This is a genomic window from Providencia sp. PROV175, assembly GCF_032707045.1.
GTDB classification, from domain to species: domain Bacteria; phylum Pseudomonadota; class Gammaproteobacteria; order Enterobacterales; family Enterobacteriaceae; genus Providencia; species Providencia hangzhouensis.
Map to the genome: position 1 here is coordinate 726,325 of NZ_CP120533.1, position 21,389 is coordinate 747,713.

Here is a 21,389-nt window from a genome sequence, read left to right on the forward strand (position 1 = left end):
AATCTAGGGTAAAAGGAAAATACATGGCTGAATTTGACTATCTTAAAAACGCAATCAAACGAGCGGGTTACACGCTCCAGCAAGTTGCGGATGCGACAGATATGACCAAAGGCTATCTCAGCCAGTTGATTAACGACAAAATTAAAAGCCCCAGCGCACAAAAAATCGCGGCATTGCATCGTTTTCTAGGCCTTGAGTACCCTATTCAGCAAAAAACGATTGGCGTGGTGTTTGGCAAATTTTATCCATTACATACTGGGCATATTTATTTGATTCAACGGGCATGTAGCCAAGTCGATGAGCTCCACGTCATTCTCTGCCATGATGAACCCCGTGATAAAGACTTGTTTGTTAACAGTTCTATGTCTCAACAACCCACAGTAAGCGACCGTTTACGCTGGTTATTACAAACTTTTAAATATCAAAAGAATATTCATATTCACTCATTTGATGAAAATGGCATAGAGCCATATCCACACGGTTGGGAAGTGTGGAGTGATGGAATGAAAGGCTTTTTGAAAAAGCATAATATTAATCCAAGTTTTATCTATTCAGGGGAAGTGAATGACGTGCCGCGGTATAAAAAATATTTAGGTATCGAAACCATCTTGATTGACCCTGAGCGCACATTTATGAATATCAGTGGTAACCAAATTCGCCAAGCGCCATTTCGTTATTGGGAATATATTCCAACAGAAGTGAAACCCTTCTTTGTGCGTAAAGTCGCCATTCTTGGTGGTGAGTCAAGTGGTAAATCGACGTTAGTCAATAAGTTAGCCAATATTTTCAATACATCCAGTGCATGGGAATATGGCCGAGACTATGTGTTTAGCCACTTAGGTGGTGATGAGATGGCATTGCAATATTCTGACTACGACAAAATCGCATTAGGACACGCGCAATATATTGATTTCGCAGTGAAATATGCTAATAAAGTGGCATTTATTGATACTGACTTTGTCACGACTCAAGCCTTTTGTTTGCGTTATGAAGGTAAAGAGCATCCATTTGTTCAGGCATTGATAGACGAATACCGATTCGATTTAGTCATAGTTTTAGAGAATAATACCCCTTGGGTGGCAGATGGTTTAAGAAGCTTGGGGAGTGATAAAGACCGGAAAGCGTTCCAAGGCTTACTTATTGAAATGCTTAAGAAAAACAATATTGAATTTGTGCGTGTAGAATCCTCAGATTATGACACACGTTTCTTGGAGTGCGTCACCCTTGTTCAGCAGTTACTGATGTTGGATGACTTATAAATAAAGTCACCCAATAAAAAACGGCATCTAATGATGCCGTTCAGACTACTGACAAACATATTATGTTTGGCGGCAAGTCGAATAGGTTTTGAAAATAAACTAGGAAAATCAATTTATTGATTTTCGGCTGATAACACAAAGCGGGAAAAACCACGCTTTTATCCCGCTTTGTCAGCAACCTCAACGGCATCTAATGACGATGCCGTTTTGATTCTATCTATATGATATCGATCCCTTAAATAATTTGAATTATAGGTAGGCGGCAAGAGAGTGAGTCCCTAGGAGCATACACCAGTATGTGACTAGGGCTCACGAAAGCAGCCAACACCGCTATAATTCTAAATTATGACAGGGATTATTTGGTCATACGCTTATACTTCATACGATGTGGCTGCAACGCTTCCGCGCCTAACGTCCGTTTTTTGTAATCTTCATATTCAGAGAAGTTACCTTCGAAGAACGTAATATTACCTTCGTCTTGGTAATCAATAATATGGGTTGCAATACGGTCAAGGAACCAACGGTCATGGGAAATAACCATGGCACAGCCCGGGAACTCTAACAGGGCGTTTTCCAGCGCACGTAAAGTTTCAACGTCGAGGTCGTTGGTTGGTTCATCGAGTAACAGGACGTTACCGCCCACTTGCAGTAGTTTGGCTAAATGTAAACGGCCACGTTCACCACCAGATAACTCACCCACACGTTTACCTTGGTCAACGCCTTTAAAGTTAAAGCGACCCACATAAGCGCGGCTTGGAATTTCAAAGTTACCAATACGCATGATGTCTTGGCCGTTAGAAATTTCTTCCCAGACAGTTTTGCTGTCGTCCATCGCATCTCGGAACTGGTCAACAGAGGCAATTTTCACGGTATCACCTAACGTGATTGAGCCGGAGTCCGGTTGCTCTTGGCCTGAAATCATACGGAACAGCGTTGATTTACCTGCACCGTTAGGGCCGATAATTCCCACAATTGCCCCTTTCGGGATTGAGAAATTCAGGTTATCAATCAGAACGCGATCACCATAAGATTTACTTAGGTTTTCAACCTCGATAACTTTATCCCCTAAACGCGGCCCAGGTGGAATAAATAGCTCGCTGGTTTCATTACGTTTTTGATATTCAACGCTATTGAGCTCTTCAAAGCGAGCCAAACGCGCCTTACCTTTAGCCTGACGGCCTTTTGGATTTTGGCGGATCCACTCAAGCTCTTTCTCGATAGATTTACGACGAGCGGCTTCTGTGGAGGCTTCTTGCGCCAAACGTTCATCTTTTTGCTCAAGCCAAGAAGAGTAGTTACCTTCCCAAGGAATACCTTCACCACGGTCAAGTTCGAGGATCCAACCCGCGACGTTATCTAAGAAGTAACGGTCATGCGTGATAGCCACAACAGTACCTTCGTAGTCGTGTAAGAAACGCTCTAACCAGGCAACAGACTCGGCATCCAAGTGGTTGGTTGGCTCATCGAGCAGCAACATATCGGGTTTTTCGAGTAGTAAGCGGCAAATGGCGACACGACGACGTTCACCCCCAGAAAGGTTTTCAATTTTAGCATCCCAAGCTGGCAGGCGCAGTGCATCCGCCGCTCGCTCTAATTGGTTGTCTAAATTATGACCATCTTGTGCGGAGATAATGGCTTCTAACTCGCCTTGCTCTTTCGCGAGTTTATCGAAATCTGCCCCTTCTTCCGCGTAAGCTGCATAAACTTCGTCTAAGCGTGTTAATGCATTTTTCACTTCGCTAACCGCTTCTTCAACAGCTTCGCGTACGGTGTGCTCAAGGTTTAGCTTCGGTTCTTGCGGAAGATAGCCGATTTTCAGACCCGGTTGTGGACGTGCTTCACCTTCGATATCGGTATCAATACCCGCCATAATACGCAGTAACGTTGATTTACCGGCACCGTTAAGACCTAAAACACCGATCTTAGCCCCCGGAAAGAAGCTCAGAGAGATATTTTTTAAAATATGACGTTTCGGTGGAACAATTTTTCCAACCCGATACATACTGTAGACGTATTGAGCCAATTTATTTACCTTTTGATTTGTAAAGGGAATTTTAGTTTTTTAGTCTATTTTTGCTTTAACAAGCTTAGGCTGAAAAGCATTTAATAAACAGCTATATAATTTTCTAGAACTATACCTGAACATCAGAAGATCATCCATCCCTCTCAGTGATACAAGCTTGATGACTTCCTATTATCAATTTGTGGGTGTATAGTGTGTCTATACGCTATACAAAAAGTTGGCCATGATAAAAAGTTTTAAACATAAAGGAATTGAACACTTTTTTAAAATGGGCATTACGTCTGGTATTCAATCGAAGCACATAACAAAGTTACGGGTACAACTGACTGCGCTCAATGTTGCTAAAAAACCACAAGATATGTCTGCACCAAGTTGGAATCTCCATCAATTAAAACGGGGAGATTTGCAGCATCATTGGGCAATATCAGTGAATGGAAACTGGCGACTCACATTTAAACTTGAGGGTGAAGATGCCATTCTCGTTGATTATCAAGATTATCATTAAGTAAGGTGAACATAATGAGCAAAATGCATAATCCAGTACATCCGGGTATCGTTTTACGTGAATATTTAGAGGGTATTTCAGTCACTGAAGCTGCAAAAACATTGGAGGTAACACGTACAACTCTCTCGCGTATTCTCAACGGTAATAGCGGTATTTCGGCAGATATGGCGATACGATTAGAAATGGCACTCGGAACCAGTGCTGAAATGTGGGTTGAGATGCAAGCCCAGTATGAACTTTGGCAAGCTTCTTTGGAAAAACGCCCCGCCATTAAACCTTTATTTCCGCGGAGGGAAGGTTGTAAGTCATTCATGGACTGAATGGTACGTAAAAGACTGTAAAGTCGAAAAATTCAAGAACTCTCTGCTGTTACTAAATAAAAACTTTCGGTAGCATTAACATTATTGATATATGTTTAATATACCTATAATCCTTCAAGTCGCAGCGCTTTTCGTTGAGGTATAAGTGACTACGCTCAGCTAGCCGAGTCGCATAGTTTATCTATGCCCCTGTCTATCTTCGCTTGTCGCTTGCCTGCAACTCGAATTATTTGGGGTATATATAGGTTAAGGTCTTTCCTGTATTTTGACTTTAGTTTAGCGATGGAGCGAGTGAATATGAAAGGTTGGTTAGCGGCAGTACCTGTGACAATGTTGCTGGTTTCCAGCGCAGTATGGGCGGATTCCTTACAGGCACAACGGGAGCGTTATCAGGCAATTAAGGTTGCATGGGATGCCAATAAAATGGATGAAGTCGAGCGCTTGCTGCCGACCTTGCATGATTATCCACTTTACCCTTATCTCGCTTATCGTGAGTTAACTCAAGACTTGGATATTATCTCGCCACGACAAGTTCAGGAGTTTATTAATACCTACCCAACCTTGCCTGTCGCTAAAAATCTCAAAACACGCTTTGTCAACGAACTAGCTCGCCGCCAAGAGTGGAAATCGCTGCTTGAATTTAGCCCTGAGGCGCCAAAACCTGCCGAAGCCCAATGTAATTTTTATTTTGCTAATTGGGCTGTGGGAAATAAACAAGTTGCTTGGCAAGGGGCAGAAAAAGCTTGGTTAAATGGCCGTTCAATGCCGAGTGCTTGTGATAAATTATTTAACGAATGGGAAAAAGCGGGTTATTTAACCCCTGAGATGACCCTTGAGCGTATTAATTTAGCCATAAAAGAGGGCAATACATCGATTGCTAGTTATTTAGCAAAACGCTTACCAACCAGTTATAAAACGATTGGTGATGCGCTAGTGAAATTACAAAATGACCCAGCCTCAGTCGTGACATTCGCTAAAACGATGACGCCAACGGATTTTACTCGCCAAGCCACCATCGCGGCCTTTAGCCGTTATGCGCGCCAATCTCCTGATGCGGCTCGTACAGTACTTAATAGCATAAGTTCTGCACAAAAAATGAATATGGCAGAAAAGCAGTTACTTAAAGACAGTATTGCTTGGCAATATATGGGTGATGTGACCCCTGAACAGGCCCAATGGCGTGATGAGACCATTCAAGAAAGCAATTCATCGTCATTGAAAGAGCGTCGTGTTCGTTTAGCATTAGGGGCTGGCGATAAGAAAGGTGTCGCTTCATGGTTAAATCGCTTGCCAGCGGAAGTGAAAAATAAAGAAGAATGGCAATATTGGCAGGCCATCACGTTAATTGATGCAGGTAAAAAAGCAGAAGGTGAGACGTTACTTCGCCAATTAACTGAAAAACGCGGTTTCTACCCAATGGTTGCAGCACAAGTCTTAGAAGTAGATTACCCTGTATATGTTAAAACGGCTGTTAAACCAGACTCAAGCGTCAGTCAACTCCCAGAAGTTCAGCGTGTTAGAGAGTTAATGTATTGGGAGCTAGACAACCTTGCTCGTTCTGAATGGGTGAGTTTAGTGGCATCGCTACCTGCCAACCAGCAAGAGCAATTAGCGCGTTATGCGTTTGATAATAAATGGGCTGATCTCAGCGTGCAGGCGACTATCACTGCTAAACTTTGGGATCACCTAGAAGAACGTTTCCCATTAGCGTGGGATAAAGAATTCAATTTATATACCAAATCGAAAGATATTCAAAAGAGCTATGCAATGGCAATCGCTCGCCAAGAAAGTGCGTGGAATCCACAAGCTCGCTCACCTGTCGGAGCGACAGGTTTGATGCAATTGATGCCAGCAACAGCAAAACATACCGCGCAAAAACAAGGTATTAACTACGTAAATGCTAGTCAATTAACTAATCCTACGACCAATATTGAGCTGGGAACAGCATATTTGGAAGATGTTTATCAGCAGTTTGGTAATAACCGCATTTTAGCCAGTGCGGCTTATAATGCAGGCCCATCCCGTGTGACTCGTTGGTTAGGTAACAGTGGTGGGCGTATTGATGCGGTCGCGTTTGTTGAAAGCATCCCGTTCTCAGAAACCCGCGGTTATGTGAAAAATGTTCTATCGTATGATTTATTTTATCGACATTTTATGGGGCAGAAGAATAGTAAGGTGTTGCTTTCGAATGAATGGAATATGAAATACTAAAAATACTCTTCATATTTCGAATTGTAGGGGTGTTGGCTACGTTTGCTAACCCTAGTCACATACTTGTGTATGCTCCTAGGGCTTAGCATCACTTGCCGCCTACCTACAATCCGAACTATTTTGAGTATTCATATTTTTTATATTTCGATTTATAGGGGCTTCGTATGTTAGCTTTAGTTGCATACAGGTGTATGCTCCCCGAGCTATCCTCGCTGGTCGCCTAGTCACAACTCAAACTATTTAGCGTATTAATGCAGTAATTAAATGAAATTTGGTTGCTTTTTGTGTTATTGAAGCTTGAGACGCGTTTGGTTGATGATTTCTAATAAGAGTGTGTTATTATTTGTACTAGTTAAATAGTATGGGTGGATAAACGATGACAGCAAATCAACAACATGACCCGGCGCTGACTGCCGATGAGAACGCTGACTGGCTGCGCTTTGTGAATTTATTACAATTGGCATTTGAACAAGATATTCATCTGCCAGTTCTTCAGTTATTACTCACACCAGATGAGCGTACAGCGTTAGCGACTCGCGTTAAAATTGTACAAGAACTGATGCGCGGTGAAATGAGCCAAAGAGAACTGAAAAATGAGCTAGGAGTGGGAATAGCAACTATTACTCGGGGTTCGAATAGTTTGAAATCAGCTCCTATTTCTGTAAAGGAGTGGTTAGAGCAGCAACTTCTCTAAAATACGCGTCATATTTTGCGCTGTGGCGTTGTTGGCTGCATTCGGTTACCCGAATCGCATACTTGTGTATGCTGCTGCTCTTTTGCCGCTTTTTTCCCACAATCCGAGCTATTTAGAATATAAAGGGTATTTATATTTTAGATAAATAGGCATAAAAAAAGTATGGTTTCCCATACTTTAGTGTGAAAAGAGTGGTGTTTAATCGCACATGCAATTTTAATTATTTTAAGTATAATTAATCTTCTACTTGGTTTAGCTCTTTATAAATTTCATGCTTAATGGGAACTAAGGCCAATATCAAGGCTTGTTGGTAAACACTAGTGCGAGTTAATACCCCATCAGTGAAAAAACCAATGGCACCACCTTGTTGTTTGATATTATCGATGCCTGTTAAAAAGGCCATTTCATCACCGAGTTCGCGGCCTTCACGAATACCCGCCAGAATTTTTTCTGGGATCATAATACTGGCAGAGCGAGACTCACCGCGTATTTGCTTATGTTCAATCACTATCCAAGCAAATGTCATATCGTCTTCGATACCCGCTTCAATGCCAACCCAAAAATCCGCTTCGGGGCGAACTTGCCTAGAGGCCATAACGCGTTGTCTAGCCCCAGTACGGGTTTCATTATTACCGATAGGTTGCTGTGGAACACTGCTATCGACATTAATATCTTCAATTTGATAACTGCCAGCCCCAAAAACAGCATCGAAAGCAAGATGGATCGCTTTAATTTTGGCAGGATTAGTCGTTGCAGCTATAACTTGGTACATTAATTATTTTCCTTTGAACACATACTTCGAAAAGTAATAACGGAACACATCTATGTTACAGGTTTATCTTGTTCGCCATGGCGAAACTGAATGGAATTTAGCTCGTCGCATCCAGGGACAATCCGATAGCCCTCTGACCGCCACTGGACGACTGCAAGCAAGGCAGGTGGCTGAGAGGATAAAGTCAGAAGGCATTACCCATATTATCACTAGTGATATGGGACGCACACTGGAAACTGCACAAATAATTGCAAGTGTATGCGGGTGTGAAATTACCACAGAACCGCGTCTACGTGAACTAAATATGGGCGTTCTTGAGCAAAGAGCAATAGAGTCGTTAACGCCAGAGGAAGAACAGTGGCGTAAAAGCTTAATTGATGGCACTCGTGGAGGACGAATTCCAGAGGGTGAATCGATGGAGGAGCTGTATACACGCATGTTTGCAGCACTAAATAGTTGTTTAGATTTGCCTGAAGGGAGTCGCCCACTGATTGTTAGTCACGGCATTGCGTTAAGTACGTTAATTAGCCGTATTATGGGGGTTCCTGCCTATTCAGAACGCCGCTTACGTTTACGTAATTGTTCACTATCTCGTGTTGATTACCAAAACAGCCCATGGCTTGCGAATGGTTGGATAGTTGAAACAGCCGGTGAGGTTACACACTTATCGCAGCCAGCTCTCGATGAGCAACAAGGTTAACTATTTAGAAAAAGGAGTTTCAACAAACTGAAACTCCTCTGCTTTAGGGGGTTGCGGTCGAATCTGTTTTGATTGGTACATAATAATCAAAGGTATCGATGTGTGTCTTGGGGTCATCATTTTCTGGGGTGATATGACGTAAATCGATGTTTTTTAATCGATAATGTTCGATATCATAACCTGGTCGACGCGTTAAATTCAGCTTAGGTAAATATACGCCATAAATTTGGTACAAAAACTCTTGTAATGCATCTCGAGTTGGCGTCCCATTGAACGAAAATTTAACATAATGGCCACTTGGTAGCGTTAAACTCGTGTACTGGTCAGTGTTAAAACTCGCATCCTCAGGTTTTACCGCAGTGGTATAGAATACCGTTTGTTCATCTTCTTTTTCTGGATTATGAATGGCATGGTGCAAGCCAAAAACTTCAGACGCAATAGTCGTCGTATTATCCAAATAGTAGTGCCAAAATGTTTGGCGCATTTGGGAACAAGCGGTCGACCACTCTTCTAGCGCATAAGAGCAACTTTGTTCCAAGCCAACCAGCTCTTGTGCTGGCATTTGTAGGAATTCATGTTCAATATTGGTGTGATTATCTAAAATAATCGGTGGACAAATACCTGCAGCGCACCATTCTTCACTCCGACGATAAAACGCTGGAGTTAGGTTAAATTGCTTTTTAAAGGCTCGAGTAAAAGTTTGTTGCGAATCAAATCGATACTGCAGAGCAATATCAAGAATTGGTCGGCTTGTTAGCCGCAATGCAACCGCTGCCCGAGAAAGCCTTCTAGCTCGAATATAAGCCCCAATCGCTTGGTCTGTCACCTCTTTGAACATTCTTTGTAAATGCCACTTAGAGTAGCCCGCTTTTGCGGCAACATTATCTAGCGAGAGTGGTTTATCCAGATTGTCATCTATCCAGCGAAGCAAGTCGCGAATAATATTAGTTTGATCCATGTATATCCCCAGCCAATGCGACTTATAGAACAGATATAATCTATCAATGAATTGCTATTCTATATCAAGTTATCTTTTTCGTTTATAGTAAATGAGTTGTATTTGATAATTAGTTAAGAAAGTGAATAATAAATCTTGTGCCACTACGAGGTTTTATCGATTTTTAGTTGAATAGGAAATTCAGTATGCGTCGTTCCAGATTAAAAAATATCGTACTTGCAGCATTATTATCAGCGTTGCCGAGCATCACATTTGCTGAAGAAATCGGTTCAGTCGATACTGTTTTTAAAATTTTCGGCCCTGATCATAAAATTGTTGTTGAAGCATTTGATGACCCTGATGTTGACAATGTGACTTGTTATTTAAGTCGTTCAAAAACAGGGGGGATCAAAGGGGGTTTAGGTTTAGCAGAAGACACCTCTGATGCTGCCATTTCATGTCAGCAAGTTGGGCCGATCGAGTTAAATGACCGTGTCAAACGCAAACCGACGAAAGGGCAAGTTGTCTTTCAAAAACGAACGTCTTTAGTCTTCAAAAAATTACAGGTTGTACGCTTTTACGATCCAAAACGTAATGCATTAATTTATTTGACTTATTCAGATAAGATGATCGACGGCTCACCAAAAAATGCGTTAAGTGCAGTACCGATTATGCCTTGGTGATTAATTTAGATGATAAAAAACCGGCTATTTAGCCGGTTTTTTGAATATCAATTCAAAATTGATTATTCGTCTAAATCACCGCAAAAGCGATAGCCTTCACCGTGGATGGTTGCAATGATTTCTGGCGTATCAGGTGTTGATTCAAAATGTTTACGAATACGACGGATCGTTACGTCAACAGTTCTATCATGTGGTTTCAATTCACGGCCTGTCATTTTCTTCAGCAGGTCTGCGCGAGTCTGAATTTTTCCTGGGTTTTCACAGAAATGTAGCATCGCACGGAATTCACTACGTGGTAATTTGTAGTGTTCACCAGCAGGGCTGACTAATGAACGGCTGTTGATGTCTAATTCCCAACCATTAAACTTATAGCTTTCCACTAAACGACGTTCTTCCGTACCACCCGCTAAATTCATAGTACGAGACAGTAGGTTGCGCGCACGAATAGTCAGTTCACGTGGGTTAAATGGTTTAGTGATATAGTCATCAGCACCAATTTCAAGGCCAAGGATTTTATCGACTTCGTTATCACGTCCTGTTAAGAACATTAACGCAATGCTTTCTTGTTCACGAAGTTCGCGAGCAAGTAGTAAACCGTTTTTACCTGGTAAATTAATATCCATGATGACTAAATTGATGTCATGCTCAGAGAGAACATTATTCATCTCTTCGCCATCAGTTGCCTCATGAACCACATAGCCTTCCGCTTCAAATATGCTTTTAAGCGTATTGCGTGTGACAATTTCATCTTCAACAATCAAAATGTGTGGGGTCTGCATAGTTGCTACCTAAAGTATTAAAATAAAAATACTGAACTCACAAGCCGTTTCCAGTTAGGTGGTTATTGATATTTTTCTCTGGAAAAACACGTTTATGAGTATAAATTTGTTTTGAAATTCAATAGTGCCATTATGTTACCATCTTGGGCAAAAGACTTTAACAACAAGCCAAAATATAAGCACTTTCCCAATATTGTACTGTTAACAGCAATATAACAGCTAATACTGCATTTACCACCTAAAAAACTAACTTTTGTTGATACATATCAAAATCAATTGTAGCACGTTAACAAAAATTGTTAGGTAGATAATTATATAAATTAATGCAGTGTTTAGGAATCAGATAGCGTCTAAAAAAGGGGAATAGTTGATGCCCAAGGGGGCTTCGGCTGGGTATTAATGAATATAGTCTTCAATGGGTTAAATATACCATCATAAATAATGTTTAATTTGTGACCTACCTCCAATTTTGAAATGTTATTTTGCTACAAAAAAAGGTGAAAAATTTATCTTGTTAGAGATAACAGGATGTAAATATTTAGTCTGTAATTTTTTGTTTCATTTAATTAGGAAAAATACTTATTTTATTTTGATGTGACTATTTTTTAACAATTCCATAGCATCTGTTTGTAATTTAAACGAATGAAAAAGTCATGAGACTAAGTATTAATACGCACCTGTGTAATCTGTTGATATTGGCGCTCATATATTGATGAACATGGGGTAAATGATAAGAAATATAGCTGCTAAATGCATCAATTAAGCTGGTCGTTGTTGCTCATCTTCTCATCTTGATTCTCTTCACAGGAAATTACTGAAGGCTATCTCTATTGCCTATTTAATAGTCATTTTGGTTTTTCATTGAGTAAAAAATTATTAATCTTTAAATCTTTGTTATCTTGGTTTTTAACACTGCATTTGATGTAATGAGTGTCTTTTTGTGAATGAGTTTTTCGTGCTGGCAGATAATTTATCGAATAAAAAAAGGGAGATAAAAGGGATGTTTTGCAAATAAATTTGACAAAATATACCAATTGCTTTAACCGTATAGAGAGAAACTTAAAGAATCTAAGAGACAGACAGAATCTATGCGTAATATCAGCCTGACTATTATTATTACCACCACCACCGTAACCACAGGAAACGGGGCGGGCTGACGCATCCAAAAAATAAAAATGAAAAAGCCCGCATACTTAACCGATGCGGGCTTTTTTTTGGTGTTAATTCAGGAGAGAAATACCATGCGTGTGCTTAAATTTGGCGGTACTTCGGTTGCAAATGACGAACGAGTACTGAATGTTGCTGACATCGCTGAAAGTAAACTAGCAGATGGACAAGTGGCTTTGGTGCTATCTGCACCAGCAAAAATCACAAACCATCTGGTTGCTATGATTGAAAAAACGGTTGCAGGACAAGATGTCATCACGCATGTTAATGATGCTGAAATGATTTTTGCTAACCTTTTAAAAGGATTAAAAGAAAAACAACCTGGTTTTGAATATGATCGGTTAAAAAAACTGACAGAACAAGAATTCGCACAAATCAAACAAGTACTGCATGGTATTACTCTTCTCGGGCAATGTCCGGACAGCATTAACGCATCAATTATCTGCCGTGGTGAAAAGCTCTCTATCGCCATTATGGAATCAGTGCTAAAAGCACGCGGCCATAATGTGACGGTTATTAACCCAGTTGAGAGTTTACTTGCGAAAGGTCATTATCTTGAATCTACGGTTGATATAAATGAGTCAACTAAACGTATTGCCGATTTAAATATACCGAAAGATCATTTTGTCTTAATGGCAGGTTTCACAGCGGGTAATGAAAAAGGTGAATTAGTAGTATTAGGCCGTAATGGGTCTGATTATTCTGCTGCGGTTTTAGCGGCCTGCTTACGTGCTGATTGTTGTGAAATTTGGACTGATGTTGATGGGGTCTATACTTGTGACCCGCGTTTGGTGCCTGATGCGCGTTTGTTAAAAGGCATGTCATACCAAGAGGCCATGGAGTTATCCTACTTCGGAGCCAAAGTTCTTCACCCTCGTACCATCGCCCCAATTGCTCAATTCCAAATCCCTTGCCTGATAAAAAATACCACTAATTTAAGCGCTCCAGGTACTTTAATTGGTGATGGGCAAACCGATGAGAGCACGCCAGTGAAAGGAATCACCAACCTGAATAACATGGCGATGATCAACGTATCCGGCCCCGGAATGAAGGGGATGGTGGGGATGGCTGCTCGCATTTTCTCCGTCATGTCTCGCAAAGGGATCTCTGTCGTTCTGATCACACAGTCTTCATCGGAATACAGTATTAGTTTTTGTGTTCCGCAAAATGAGTTATTGAGAGCTCGCGCTGCACTGGAAGAAGAATTTTACTTAGAGCTGAAAGATGGCGTACTTGATCCACTGGATGTGATGGAGCAGTTAGCGATTATTTCAGTTGTGGGGGATGGAATGCGCACTTTGAAGGGCATTTCGGCGCGTTTCTTCTCGGCTTTAACTCGCGGTAACATCAATATTGTCGCTATCGCACAGGGGTCTTCTGAACGTTCTATTTCTGCCGTTATTGCCAATGAGTCTGCCACAACAGCGGTACGCTTATGTCACCAAATGCTATTTAATGCAGAGCAAGTTATCGAAGCCTTTATCATCGGTGTGGGTGGTGTTGGTAATGCATTAATTGAACAAATTCACCGCCAGCAACAATGGTTAAAACAAAAGCATATTGATCTGCGTGTATGTGGTATTGCAAATTCACGCGCAATGTTAACGGATATGCAAGGGATTGATTTAGATAACTGGAAAGCGGAGCTAGCGGAAGCGAAAGAGCCATTTAGTTTAAGCCGTTTAATTCGCTTAGAACGTGAATACCATTTCTTGAACCCTGTCATTATTGATTGCACATCAAATCAGGAAATCGCAGAGCAGTATGTCAATTTCTTGAAAGACGGCTTTAATGTGGTTACACCGAATAAAAAAGCCAATACATTATCGATGGATTACTACCATCAATTACGTGCGGCAAGTGAAACCTCGAAACGTAAATTCCTCTATGACACTAACGTAGGTGCAGGGTTGCCAGTTATTGAAAACCTACAAAACTTACTAAATGCAGGGGATGAACTGGTTCACTTTAGCGGAATTTTATCAGGATCTTTATCATTCATTTTTGGTAAATTAGACGAAGGTATGTCTTTATCAGAAGCCACAACACTTGCGAAAGAAAAAGGTTTCACAGAACCAGATCCTCGTGATGATTTATCAGGTATGGATGTTGCGCGTAAATTATTAATTTTAGCGCGTGAAGCGGGTTATCATTTAGAATTGCAAGATATTGAAATTGAACCTGTTTTACCTTCGGACTTTGATAGCAGTGGCCCTGTTTCTGAGTTTATGGCACGTTTGCCACAACTGGACGAGCAATTTGCACAGCGTATAAAAGCCGCAGAAGCGGAAGAAAAAGTGTTACGCTATGTTGGGCTGATTGAAGAAGGGCGCTGCCAAGTGAAAATCGTCGCTGTTGATGGTAATGACCCACTCTTCAAGGTTAAAAATGGTGAAAATGCACTGGCTTTCTATACACGCTATTACCAACCAATTCCTTTAGTATTAAGAGGTTATGGCGCAGGTAATGATGTTACTGCTGCTGGTGTATTTGCGGATATGCTGCGTACCCTTTCATGGAAATTGGGAGTTTAATAAGTGATTAAAGTTTATGCACCGGCTTCAATTGGTAATGTGAGCGTCGGGTTTGATGTCCTTGGGGCAGCTGTTTCGCCTGCTGACGGTTCACTATTAGGTGATTGTGTAACAATTGAAGCTGCGGATACTTTTTCCCTGACGAATCAAGGAAAATTCGTTGCTAAGCTGCCGAAAAAAAATGAACACAATATTGTTTACCAGTGCTGGCAGTTGTTTTGTGAGCGCCTTGGTAGGCCATTAAATGTCGCGATGACGCTTGAAAAAAATATGCCAATTGGTTCAGGGCTCGGTTCTAGCGCCTGTTCTGTTGTCGCTGCACTGATGGCGCTTAACGAATTTGCAGAGAAACCATTCGATGATACTCAACTGCTTGGCATGATGGGGGAGCTCGAAGGGCGTATTTCAGGAAGTGTGCACTATGATAACGTCGCACCGTGTTTTTTAGGTGGTTTGCAGCTGATTATCGAACAAAATGGCATTATTTCTCAGCCTGTACCTGCATTTGAAAATTGGTATTGGGTTATGGCTTACCCTGGAATTAAGGTATCGACAGCAGAAGCGCGAGCGATCCTGCCTGATAGCTACCCACGCCACGATATAGTAAACCATGGTCGATACTTATCAGGGTTTATTCATGCATGCCATACAAACCAGCCGTTACTTGCCGCAACGATGATCCAAGATGTTGTCGCAGAGCCTTATCGTACACAATTATTACCCGGTTTTGCGGCAGCACGTCAAAATGCAAAAGAAATCGGTGCATTGGCTTGTGGTATCTCTGGCTCAGGGCCAACATTGTTTGCTATTTGCGATGAGAAAAATATCGCTGAAAAAATGGCGAGCTACTTGCAACAACATTATATTCAGAATGATGAAGGCTTTGTGCATATCTGCCGTTTGGATCTGGCCGGGGCAAGGACAATAGGGTAAATAATGAAACTGTATAATTTAAAAGATAACAATGAACAAGTAAGTTTTGCACAAGCGGTTAAGCAGGGGTTAGGTAAGCAACAAGGTTTATTTTTTCCTCAAGACTTACCTGAGTTTACAGCGGCTGAAATCGACGAATTATTAAAATTAGATTTCGTCACACGTAGCAGCCGAATTTTAAGTGCCTTTATTGGTGATGAAATTCCACAAGAAGAATTAGCTGCACGTGTTAAAACCGCGTTTGCTTTTCCTGCGCCAGTTTCTAAGGTTGAAGATGATGTAGCAACGTTGGAGTTATATCATGGGCCAACACTCGCATTTAAAGACTTCGGTGGCAGATTTATGGCTCAGGCATTGGGCCAAGTAGCTGGTGAGCAGCCGGTGACCATTTTGACTGCCACTTCTGGGGATACAGGAGCCGCGGTTGCACACGCATTCTATCGTCTTAATAACGTGCAAGTTGTTATTCTCTATCCAGAAGGAAAAATTAGCCCGCTGCAAGAGAAACTCTTCTGCACGCTGGGTGAAAATATTCATACGGTTGCGATTAAAGATGACTTCGATGCATGCCAGGCATTAGTAAAACAATCATTTGATGATGAAGAGCTGAAAAAGGCGTTGTATTTAAACTCGGCGAACTCGATCAATATCAGTCGTTTGTTAGCTCAAATTTGTTATTACTTCGAAGCCGTCGCGCAGATCCCAGCAGAAAAACGTGATCAATTAGTGATCTCGGTTCCGAGTGGTAATTTTGGTGACCTTACGGCAGGTTTATTAGCTAAATCAATGGGCCTACCGGTTAAACGCTTTATTGCAGCAACTAACGTAAATGACACTGTGCCGCGTTACCTTGTTGATGGACAATGGAAACCAAAGCAAACTGTGGCAACATTATCGAACGCCATGGATGTTAGCCAGCCAAACAACTGGCCTCGTATTGAAGAGTTATTCCGCCGTAAAGGTTGGTCCCTTGATGAATTAGGCCATGGAGCGGTGAGTGACGACGTGACTAAAGAGACAGTACGTGAATTAGATAAAAAAGGGTATTTATCTGAGCCACATGCTGCGGTTGCTTATCGTGTGCTTCGTGACCAGTTGCAAGAAGGTGAATACGGGCTGTTTTTAGGCACGGCACACCCAGCTAAGTTTAAAGAAAGTGTTGAAGAAATTCTTAATAAGGCAATACCTTTACCGAAAGAGTTAGCAGAGCGTGCGGAACTACCACTCCTCTCACACTTTTTACCATCTGACTTTGCACAATTACGCGCATTTTTAATGAAATTAGCACCTAAGCAATAAAAATTGCAAGTGTACGAAAAACGGAAGCGAAAGCTTCCGTTTTTATTGGTAATACCATCTTTTATAAAGATAATTATATGGTTTCATATTGCCACATCACTTATTCACTTCTAACGGATTTATTTGTCACATTGAGCTAATGCTAATACCATCGTGCCCATCTTTACCGCCATCAGGTCCACCGCGTCCTCCTTTTCCTCCTTGGCTACCATTGCCCCCATTGCCACCATTACCACTACCAGAGCCGTTGCCCCCATTACCTCCGTTACCGCCATTAGTTCCACCATGTCCCCCATTTCCCCCATTGCCATTTACAGTTCCATTCCCGCCGTTCCCACCACTACCACCACCATCTCCATCACCGCCATTTCCGCCATCACCTCCAGTTACACTGCCATTACCGCCATTTCCTCCATTGCCATTACTGCCTTTTTCTGCGTTTCCGCCATTGCTACCATTATCGTTATTTGATCCTGTTCCGCCATTCCCTCCATTTTGGCCATCACCACCGTGTCCACCATGACCACCATGACCACCATGACCACCGTTACCACCATGGCCACCTTGACTATCATTTCCAGCGTGACCCGAATTTCCGTTTTGTCCATAACTTACAAAGCTAAACATTTTAGAATAGTAATATTGGCCATGGAGTATCGAACATACTTTATTATTAATTTCATTTATATTGAGTTCATTTTTTAATAAACAATTAGATGGGGTATTAAATAAGGAGTGAGAGTATGCTGAAAATGAAATAGAACTAATTAATAAGACGCCAAGTGAAATGTAATTTTTATACATGATAAATTCCTCTGTTCCCCCCTCATCGAGTGAGGAGGGAAATATTTAGTGACGAGATATATTATCTACCGTTGCCGCCATTACCGCCGTTACCACCATGGCCGCCATTCCCTCCATTACCACCATTTCCTCCATTACCACCATGGCCGCCATTCCCTCCATTTCCTCCATGGTTTTGTTCATAAATAGTAGAATAAGTCGAAGTATTGTCAGAATGTTTTTCTTGGAAAGAAGTTGCAGATGCTAGAATTGGGAATAATAAAGATACTATGACAATAGATGCTTTATACATATAAAATCCTCGATTAAAAGTTTAAATTGAAGTGAACTGCAAGGAAATTGTAATTCATGATTTTGAATAAGTAATTAATATTTTCATCTAAGAGTGAAATTAAATTTATTCCACTGTTAATATAAAATAACATTATTTATTTTTTTGTGCATATTTTAAATGATTTAATAATAATGAATTATTTGAGATAATTAATTAATAATTTGCTAGGCAATGTTTTGTTTTAAAATTAATTATCATAAGATTAGGGTTTTATGGGGTAGGATAGTAAAGTGGAATATATTAAAATACAATTCCACTTTACCATTGATTTTAACAGCATATAGGCCTGTGTTTCCTAATGTAGTATATTAAAAGGATATAAGGCTATATATTATGAAGGGAATTTACCTTAAGCTTTGTTTGATGTCTTCTGAATTTTATTTGATGTTCAGCCAAACATCATCATCATCTCCGTTATAGGCTACGTTTACGTCTATATCTAGGATAGGTGGCTCTGGTGGGAAAGGAAGAATAGGAGTAGCGAAAGAGAGAGTTGGAAATAATAAAAATGCAAATATGATTGATTTTTTAAACATATAATCACCTTTTAAAGTTAGTATTGAAATGAACTGCTTAGAAATAATAACTTATTTTTCTTGATGTTCAATAAATATTCAATCAATTTAGTAATAAAAAATGAAATTGGTCAAATAAAATCTATTCGTTGTGTCTATAACTAAATTTTATTTTTTTAATTTAAAACCATATTAATATTTATTTAATAATATGGTTTTAAAGTTATAATTAATTATTTTTTGAATATCCTATTATTTTACTTTGTATAGAAGCAGATGAACTATTTTTATGAAAGTTTAACATGGTGACGGCTTTTTCATTTTCATTCATATCGGAAAATGGTTTTGCAACTTTTACCATCGATTTTTTATAGTTAGGTGATTGGTTTTGGTGGCTACTGATCATATTCTGCATTGCTGGGGAGGTACTATTTTGAGTAAAATTCAATGCGGTAGCAGCTTGAGTATGTCTATCTAATTGAAGAAATGATTGGGTTGAGTTGATATTATCGTTGACTGAAATACCCGCCTTACTCAAGTGGTCATTAATCGATTTTTGATTAGAATACGATGTATTATTCTCAGTGAAATTTAATGCATTCGCTGCATTATAATGTATTTCTTTTTCTGTTTGAGCGGTTGCTACATGTGTTGTTACAGTTACAAGTGTTAAAGCAAAAATAATTTTTTTCATTACAAATCCTTATTAAGTTAGATAATTTATCTTGTAACTATAATAAGGCTTTATTTCTGTCTGAATACTGACAACAAGATGACAAAATTGCCATTTATGGTAGATATTTAATTTGGTTCCTTAGGTAAAAATACAGTAAAACGTGTTGAAAAATCATCTGATGTTACAGTGATTCTTCCCTTATGCGCTAATATGATTGATTTGACGATAGCCAACCCAATTCCGCTCCCTTCATTTTTTCTTTGTCTTGATTTATCTACTCGATAAAATCTGTCAAAGAGTTTTGCTAAATGTTCTTCTGGTATTTTCATGCCGGGATTGCTGATAATTAATTCAATACCATTTTTTACATTCGAAATATTAATACTGACAGAATCCCCCTTTGGGGTATAGCGGATAGCATTTGATATTAAGTTAGTAATTGCTCTTCTTAACATATCTTTATCGGCCATAATAGGGTCTGTATCACCAATTAGCTTAAGCTTTATTTCATTCTCTTCCGCGAGATATTCAAAATAATCAAATATGAGCTCTATTTCAGTTTTAATATTAATAACTTTTTTCTCAGGGATAAGCCTATTATCATCTGCTTGAGCAAGAAAAAGCATATCAGAGATCATTCGTGATAGACGGTTATATTCTTCTAAATTAGAATATAACACTTCAACGAGTTCTTCTTTACTGCGATTTTTACTCAAAGATATTTGGGTTTCAGTCATTAAATTAGTGATAGGTGTACGCATTTCATGAGCTATATCTGCTGAGAAATTCGTTTGTCTTACGAAAACATCTTCAATTTTGACTAACATCTGATTAAATGATTTTGTTAATTGTTTTAATTCATTAGGTACAGAATCAGGGTCTAAACGCACACTTAAGTTTTCGGAAGTGACATTTTTGATTTCATCGCTCACATCTTTAAGGGGTTTTAATCCTTTAATTACAAGGAAATAAACGACAAGAATAGTAAATAAGCACAATATAATAGCGCTGACAATTAAATTATTTATTAATGAACTCAGATAATCATGATGAAAATTTAATGATAATGCAGTAACCAACCGATATTGTTTAGGTTCTGAAGGAGGACCCACCTGAATAAGACTTTCTGATAGGCGATAATCTCTAAGCTCTACGTCTTGGTTATTTTTATCAGGGTCATAATTTTTTAAGTGCGTAATAAGTTTATCTGTTGCATTGGGAGATGCTAATGTATTTTCTTCATTATCAATGAGATAAATACTAATATCTTGATGCTCATTAATAATGGCTTTAATTCGTGCGTATTGCTCACTTTGTGGATCTGTATTGTCATTTAATAAGCTTCGGATCGTTAAATTCAACTGGTTAAGTGTATATTCATCTTGCTGCTTAAAATGCAACATAACCGAGTTGATCATGATCGAGCTAAATAATAGTAAGGCGAGGGAGAGAGTAATACTGATCAAAACAATAAGGCGAATTGAAATAGAGACAGGAGATCGAAACAACTTAATCATTTTCAGGGATCTCAAGTAAATAGCCCATTCCTCTGATAGTATGGATTAACTTAGGTTCATAGTGTTGGTCTATTTTAGCTCTTAATCTTTTAACTGCCACATCAATCACATTGGTATCACTATCAAAATTCATATCCCAAACTTTTGAGGCGATAAGAGAACGAGAGAGCACTTCGCCTTGGTGAAGAATAAAAAATTCCAATAATGAAAATTCTTTACTGGTTAGTATGATCTTGTCGTTTTCACGCGTCACACGTCGTTTGATTAGATCAACATGTAAATTAGCAATGGTAAATTGTGTTTTCTGGATGCTGTTGTTGCCTCTACGTAATAAAGTTCTTACTCGGGCAAGTAGCTCAGAAAAATCAAATGGTTTAATAAGATAATCGTCAGCACCTAACTCTAGCCCTTTGACTCGATGTTCAACATTACCTAAGGCTGTAAGCATGAGGATGGGCGTATTTTTTCCTGTATTACGTAAATTTTTAGCAATTTCCCAACCGTTAATATCTGGCAACATCACATCAAGAATAATTAAATCATAGTTTTCAGTTATCGCCATATGCAGGCCTGTAATGCCATTTTCGATCGCATCAACAATAAACCCGGACTCACTTAAACCTTTAGATAAGTATTCTCTCGTTTTATGTTCATCTTCAACAATAAGTAGTTTCATCTCAGGCCCGGCTGTCAGGAAAACAATGTAGTTATTCTAAGCATTACGGCA

General features: G+C 39.8%; 21 protein-coding genes and 1 other annotated feature. Of the genes, 11 read left to right on the top strand and 10 right to left on the bottom strand.

The annotated features are described in order from the left end of the window. Positions 1–23: 23 nt before the first annotated feature. Positions 24–1,259: a multifunctional transcriptional regulator/nicotinamide-nucleotide adenylyltransferase/ribosylnicotinamide kinase NadR gene (nadR, locus tag P3L44_RS03070; protein WP_094962742.1), complete on the top strand. Its 1,236-nt coding sequence runs from the start codon at positions 24–26 to the stop codon at positions 1,257–1,259. A gap of 355 nt (positions 1,260–1,614) precedes the next feature. Here the strand turns inward: nadR and ettA are convergent, their stop codons facing one another. Continuing rightward, a complete protein-coding gene (ettA, locus tag P3L44_RS03075; RefSeq protein WP_004914750.1) occupies positions 1,615–3,282 on the bottom strand; it encodes an energy-dependent translational throttle protein EttA in 1,668 nt (555 codons plus the stop codon). A gap of 223 nt (positions 3,283–3,505) precedes the next feature. Here ettA and P3L44_RS03080 point away from each other — a divergent pair, with 223 nt between their 5' ends. From P3L44_RS03080 to trpR, 4 genes are all read left to right on the top strand, one after another. Then, positions 3,506–3,787, top strand: a complete 282-nt coding sequence (locus P3L44_RS03080) for a type II toxin-antitoxin system RelE/ParE family toxin (RefSeq protein WP_272661689.1) — start codon at positions 3,506–3,508, stop codon at positions 3,785–3,787. Between the two features lie 14 nt (positions 3,788–3,801). Next, a complete protein-coding gene (locus P3L44_RS03085) occupies positions 3,802–4,107 on the top strand; it encodes a HigA family addiction module antitoxin (protein ID WP_272661688.1) in 306 nt (101 codons plus the stop codon). A gap of 297 nt (positions 4,108–4,404) precedes the next feature. After that, on the top strand, positions 4,405–6,318 hold the full coding sequence (gene sltY / locus P3L44_RS03090; RefSeq protein ID WP_180359516.1) for a murein transglycosylase: 1,914 nt from the start codon (positions 4,405–4,407) through the stop codon (positions 6,316–6,318). A gap of 376 nt (positions 6,319–6,694) precedes the next feature. Next, positions 6,695–7,012 (top strand): trp operon repressor, encoded by a 318-nt coding sequence (gene trpR, locus P3L44_RS03095; RefSeq protein ID WP_004905694.1) that lies wholly within the window; start codon positions 6,695–6,697, stop codon positions 7,010–7,012. Between the two features lie 235 nt (positions 7,013–7,247). On the opposite strand, the gene yjjX is transcribed toward trpR, so the two are convergent. Then, complete coding sequence (yjjX, locus tag P3L44_RS03100; protein WP_004914743.1) at positions 7,248–7,784, bottom strand: inosine/xanthosine triphosphatase; 537 nt, start codon at positions 7,782–7,784, stop codon at positions 7,248–7,250. Positions 7,785–7,836: 52 nt separating this feature from the next. Between yjjX and gpmB the strand changes: the two genes are divergently transcribed. Further along, positions 7,837–8,484 (top strand): 2,3-diphosphoglycerate-dependent phosphoglycerate mutase GpmB, encoded by a 648-nt coding sequence (gene gpmB / locus P3L44_RS03105; RefSeq protein WP_102138956.1) that lies wholly within the window; start codon positions 7,837–7,839, stop codon positions 8,482–8,484. A gap of 43 nt (positions 8,485–8,527) precedes the next feature. Here gpmB and robA read toward each other — a convergent pair whose 3' ends face one another. Then, positions 8,528–9,442 (bottom strand): MDR efflux pump AcrAB transcriptional activator RobA, encoded by a 915-nt coding sequence (gene robA, locus P3L44_RS03110; RefSeq protein ID WP_140172067.1) that lies wholly within the window; start codon positions 9,440–9,442, stop codon positions 8,528–8,530. 185 nt (positions 9,443–9,627) lie between these two features. On the opposite strand from robA, the gene creA reads away from it, so the two are divergent. Beyond that, positions 9,628–10,104 (top strand): protein CreA, encoded by a 477-nt coding sequence (gene creA / locus P3L44_RS03115; RefSeq protein WP_004905686.1) that lies wholly within the window; start codon positions 9,628–9,630, stop codon positions 10,102–10,104. Between the two features lie 62 nt (positions 10,105–10,166). Here the strand turns inward: creA and arcA are convergent, their stop codons facing one another. Continuing rightward, positions 10,167–10,883, bottom strand: coding sequence for a two-component system response regulator ArcA (gene arcA / locus P3L44_RS03120; protein WP_004905684.1), 717 nt, complete (start codon positions 10,881–10,883; stop codon positions 10,167–10,169). Between the two features lie 1,088 nt (positions 10,884–11,971). Between arcA and thrL the strand changes: the two genes are divergently transcribed. The 4 genes from thrL to thrC all read left to right on the top strand — a co-directional run bounded on the left by thrL (position 11,972) and on the right by thrC (position 16,816). Next, entirely contained in the window at positions 11,972–12,040 is a 69-nt protein-coding gene (thrL, locus tag P3L44_RS22085; RefSeq protein WP_071548816.1) for a thr operon leader peptide, read from the top strand. Then, positions 11,979–12,100 (top strand) — a sequence feature (Thr leader region). It overlaps the preceding gene by 62 nt. A 24-nt stretch (positions 12,101–12,124) precedes the next feature. After that, positions 12,125–14,584: a bifunctional aspartate kinase/homoserine dehydrogenase I gene (gene thrA / locus P3L44_RS03125; RefSeq protein WP_272661705.1), complete on the top strand. Its 2,460-nt coding sequence runs from the start codon at positions 12,125–12,127 to the stop codon at positions 14,582–14,584. Positions 14,585–14,587: 3 nt separating this feature from the next. Beyond that, positions 14,588–15,517: a homoserine kinase gene (gene thrB, locus P3L44_RS03130; RefSeq protein WP_272661687.1), complete on the top strand. Its 930-nt coding sequence runs from the start codon at positions 14,588–14,590 to the stop codon at positions 15,515–15,517. Positions 15,518–15,520: 3 nt separating this feature from the next. Beyond that, positions 15,521–16,816: a threonine synthase gene (gene thrC, locus P3L44_RS03135; RefSeq protein ID WP_272661686.1), complete on the top strand. Its 1,296-nt coding sequence runs from the start codon at positions 15,521–15,523 to the stop codon at positions 16,814–16,816. A gap of 126 nt (positions 16,817–16,942) precedes the next feature. On the opposite strand, the gene P3L44_RS03140 is transcribed toward thrC, so the two are convergent. From P3L44_RS03140 to P3L44_RS03165, 6 genes are all read right to left on the bottom strand, one after another. Next, positions 16,943–17,620: a hypothetical protein gene (locus tag P3L44_RS03140; protein WP_272661685.1), complete on the bottom strand. Its 678-nt coding sequence runs from the start codon at positions 17,618–17,620 to the stop codon at positions 16,943–16,945. 61 nt (positions 17,621–17,681) lie between these two features. Next, on the bottom strand, positions 17,682–17,912 hold the full coding sequence (locus P3L44_RS03145) for a hypothetical protein (RefSeq protein ID WP_036958562.1): 231 nt from the start codon (positions 17,910–17,912) through the stop codon (positions 17,682–17,684). A gap of 419 nt (positions 17,913–18,331) precedes the next feature. Continuing rightward, positions 18,332–18,490 (bottom strand): hypothetical protein, encoded by a 159-nt coding sequence (locus P3L44_RS03150; RefSeq protein WP_164564571.1) that lies wholly within the window; start codon positions 18,488–18,490, stop codon positions 18,332–18,334. Positions 18,491–18,698: 208 nt separating this feature from the next. Beyond that, on the bottom strand, positions 18,699–19,163 hold the full coding sequence (locus P3L44_RS03155) for a hypothetical protein (protein WP_094961922.1): 465 nt from the start codon (positions 19,161–19,163) through the stop codon (positions 18,699–18,701). A 107-nt stretch (positions 19,164–19,270) separates the two neighbouring features. Then, a complete protein-coding gene (locus tag P3L44_RS03160) occupies positions 19,271–20,662 on the bottom strand; it encodes a Cu(+)/Ag(+) sensor histidine kinase (RefSeq protein ID WP_272661684.1) in 1,392 nt (463 codons plus the stop codon). Continuing rightward, positions 20,655–21,338, bottom strand: a complete 684-nt coding sequence (locus P3L44_RS03165; RefSeq protein WP_140172070.1) for a heavy metal response regulator transcription factor — start codon at positions 21,336–21,338, stop codon at positions 20,655–20,657. The genes P3L44_RS03160 and P3L44_RS03165 overlap by 8 nt, the downstream gene beginning before the upstream one ends. Between the last annotated feature and the right edge of the window lie 51 nt (positions 21,339–21,389).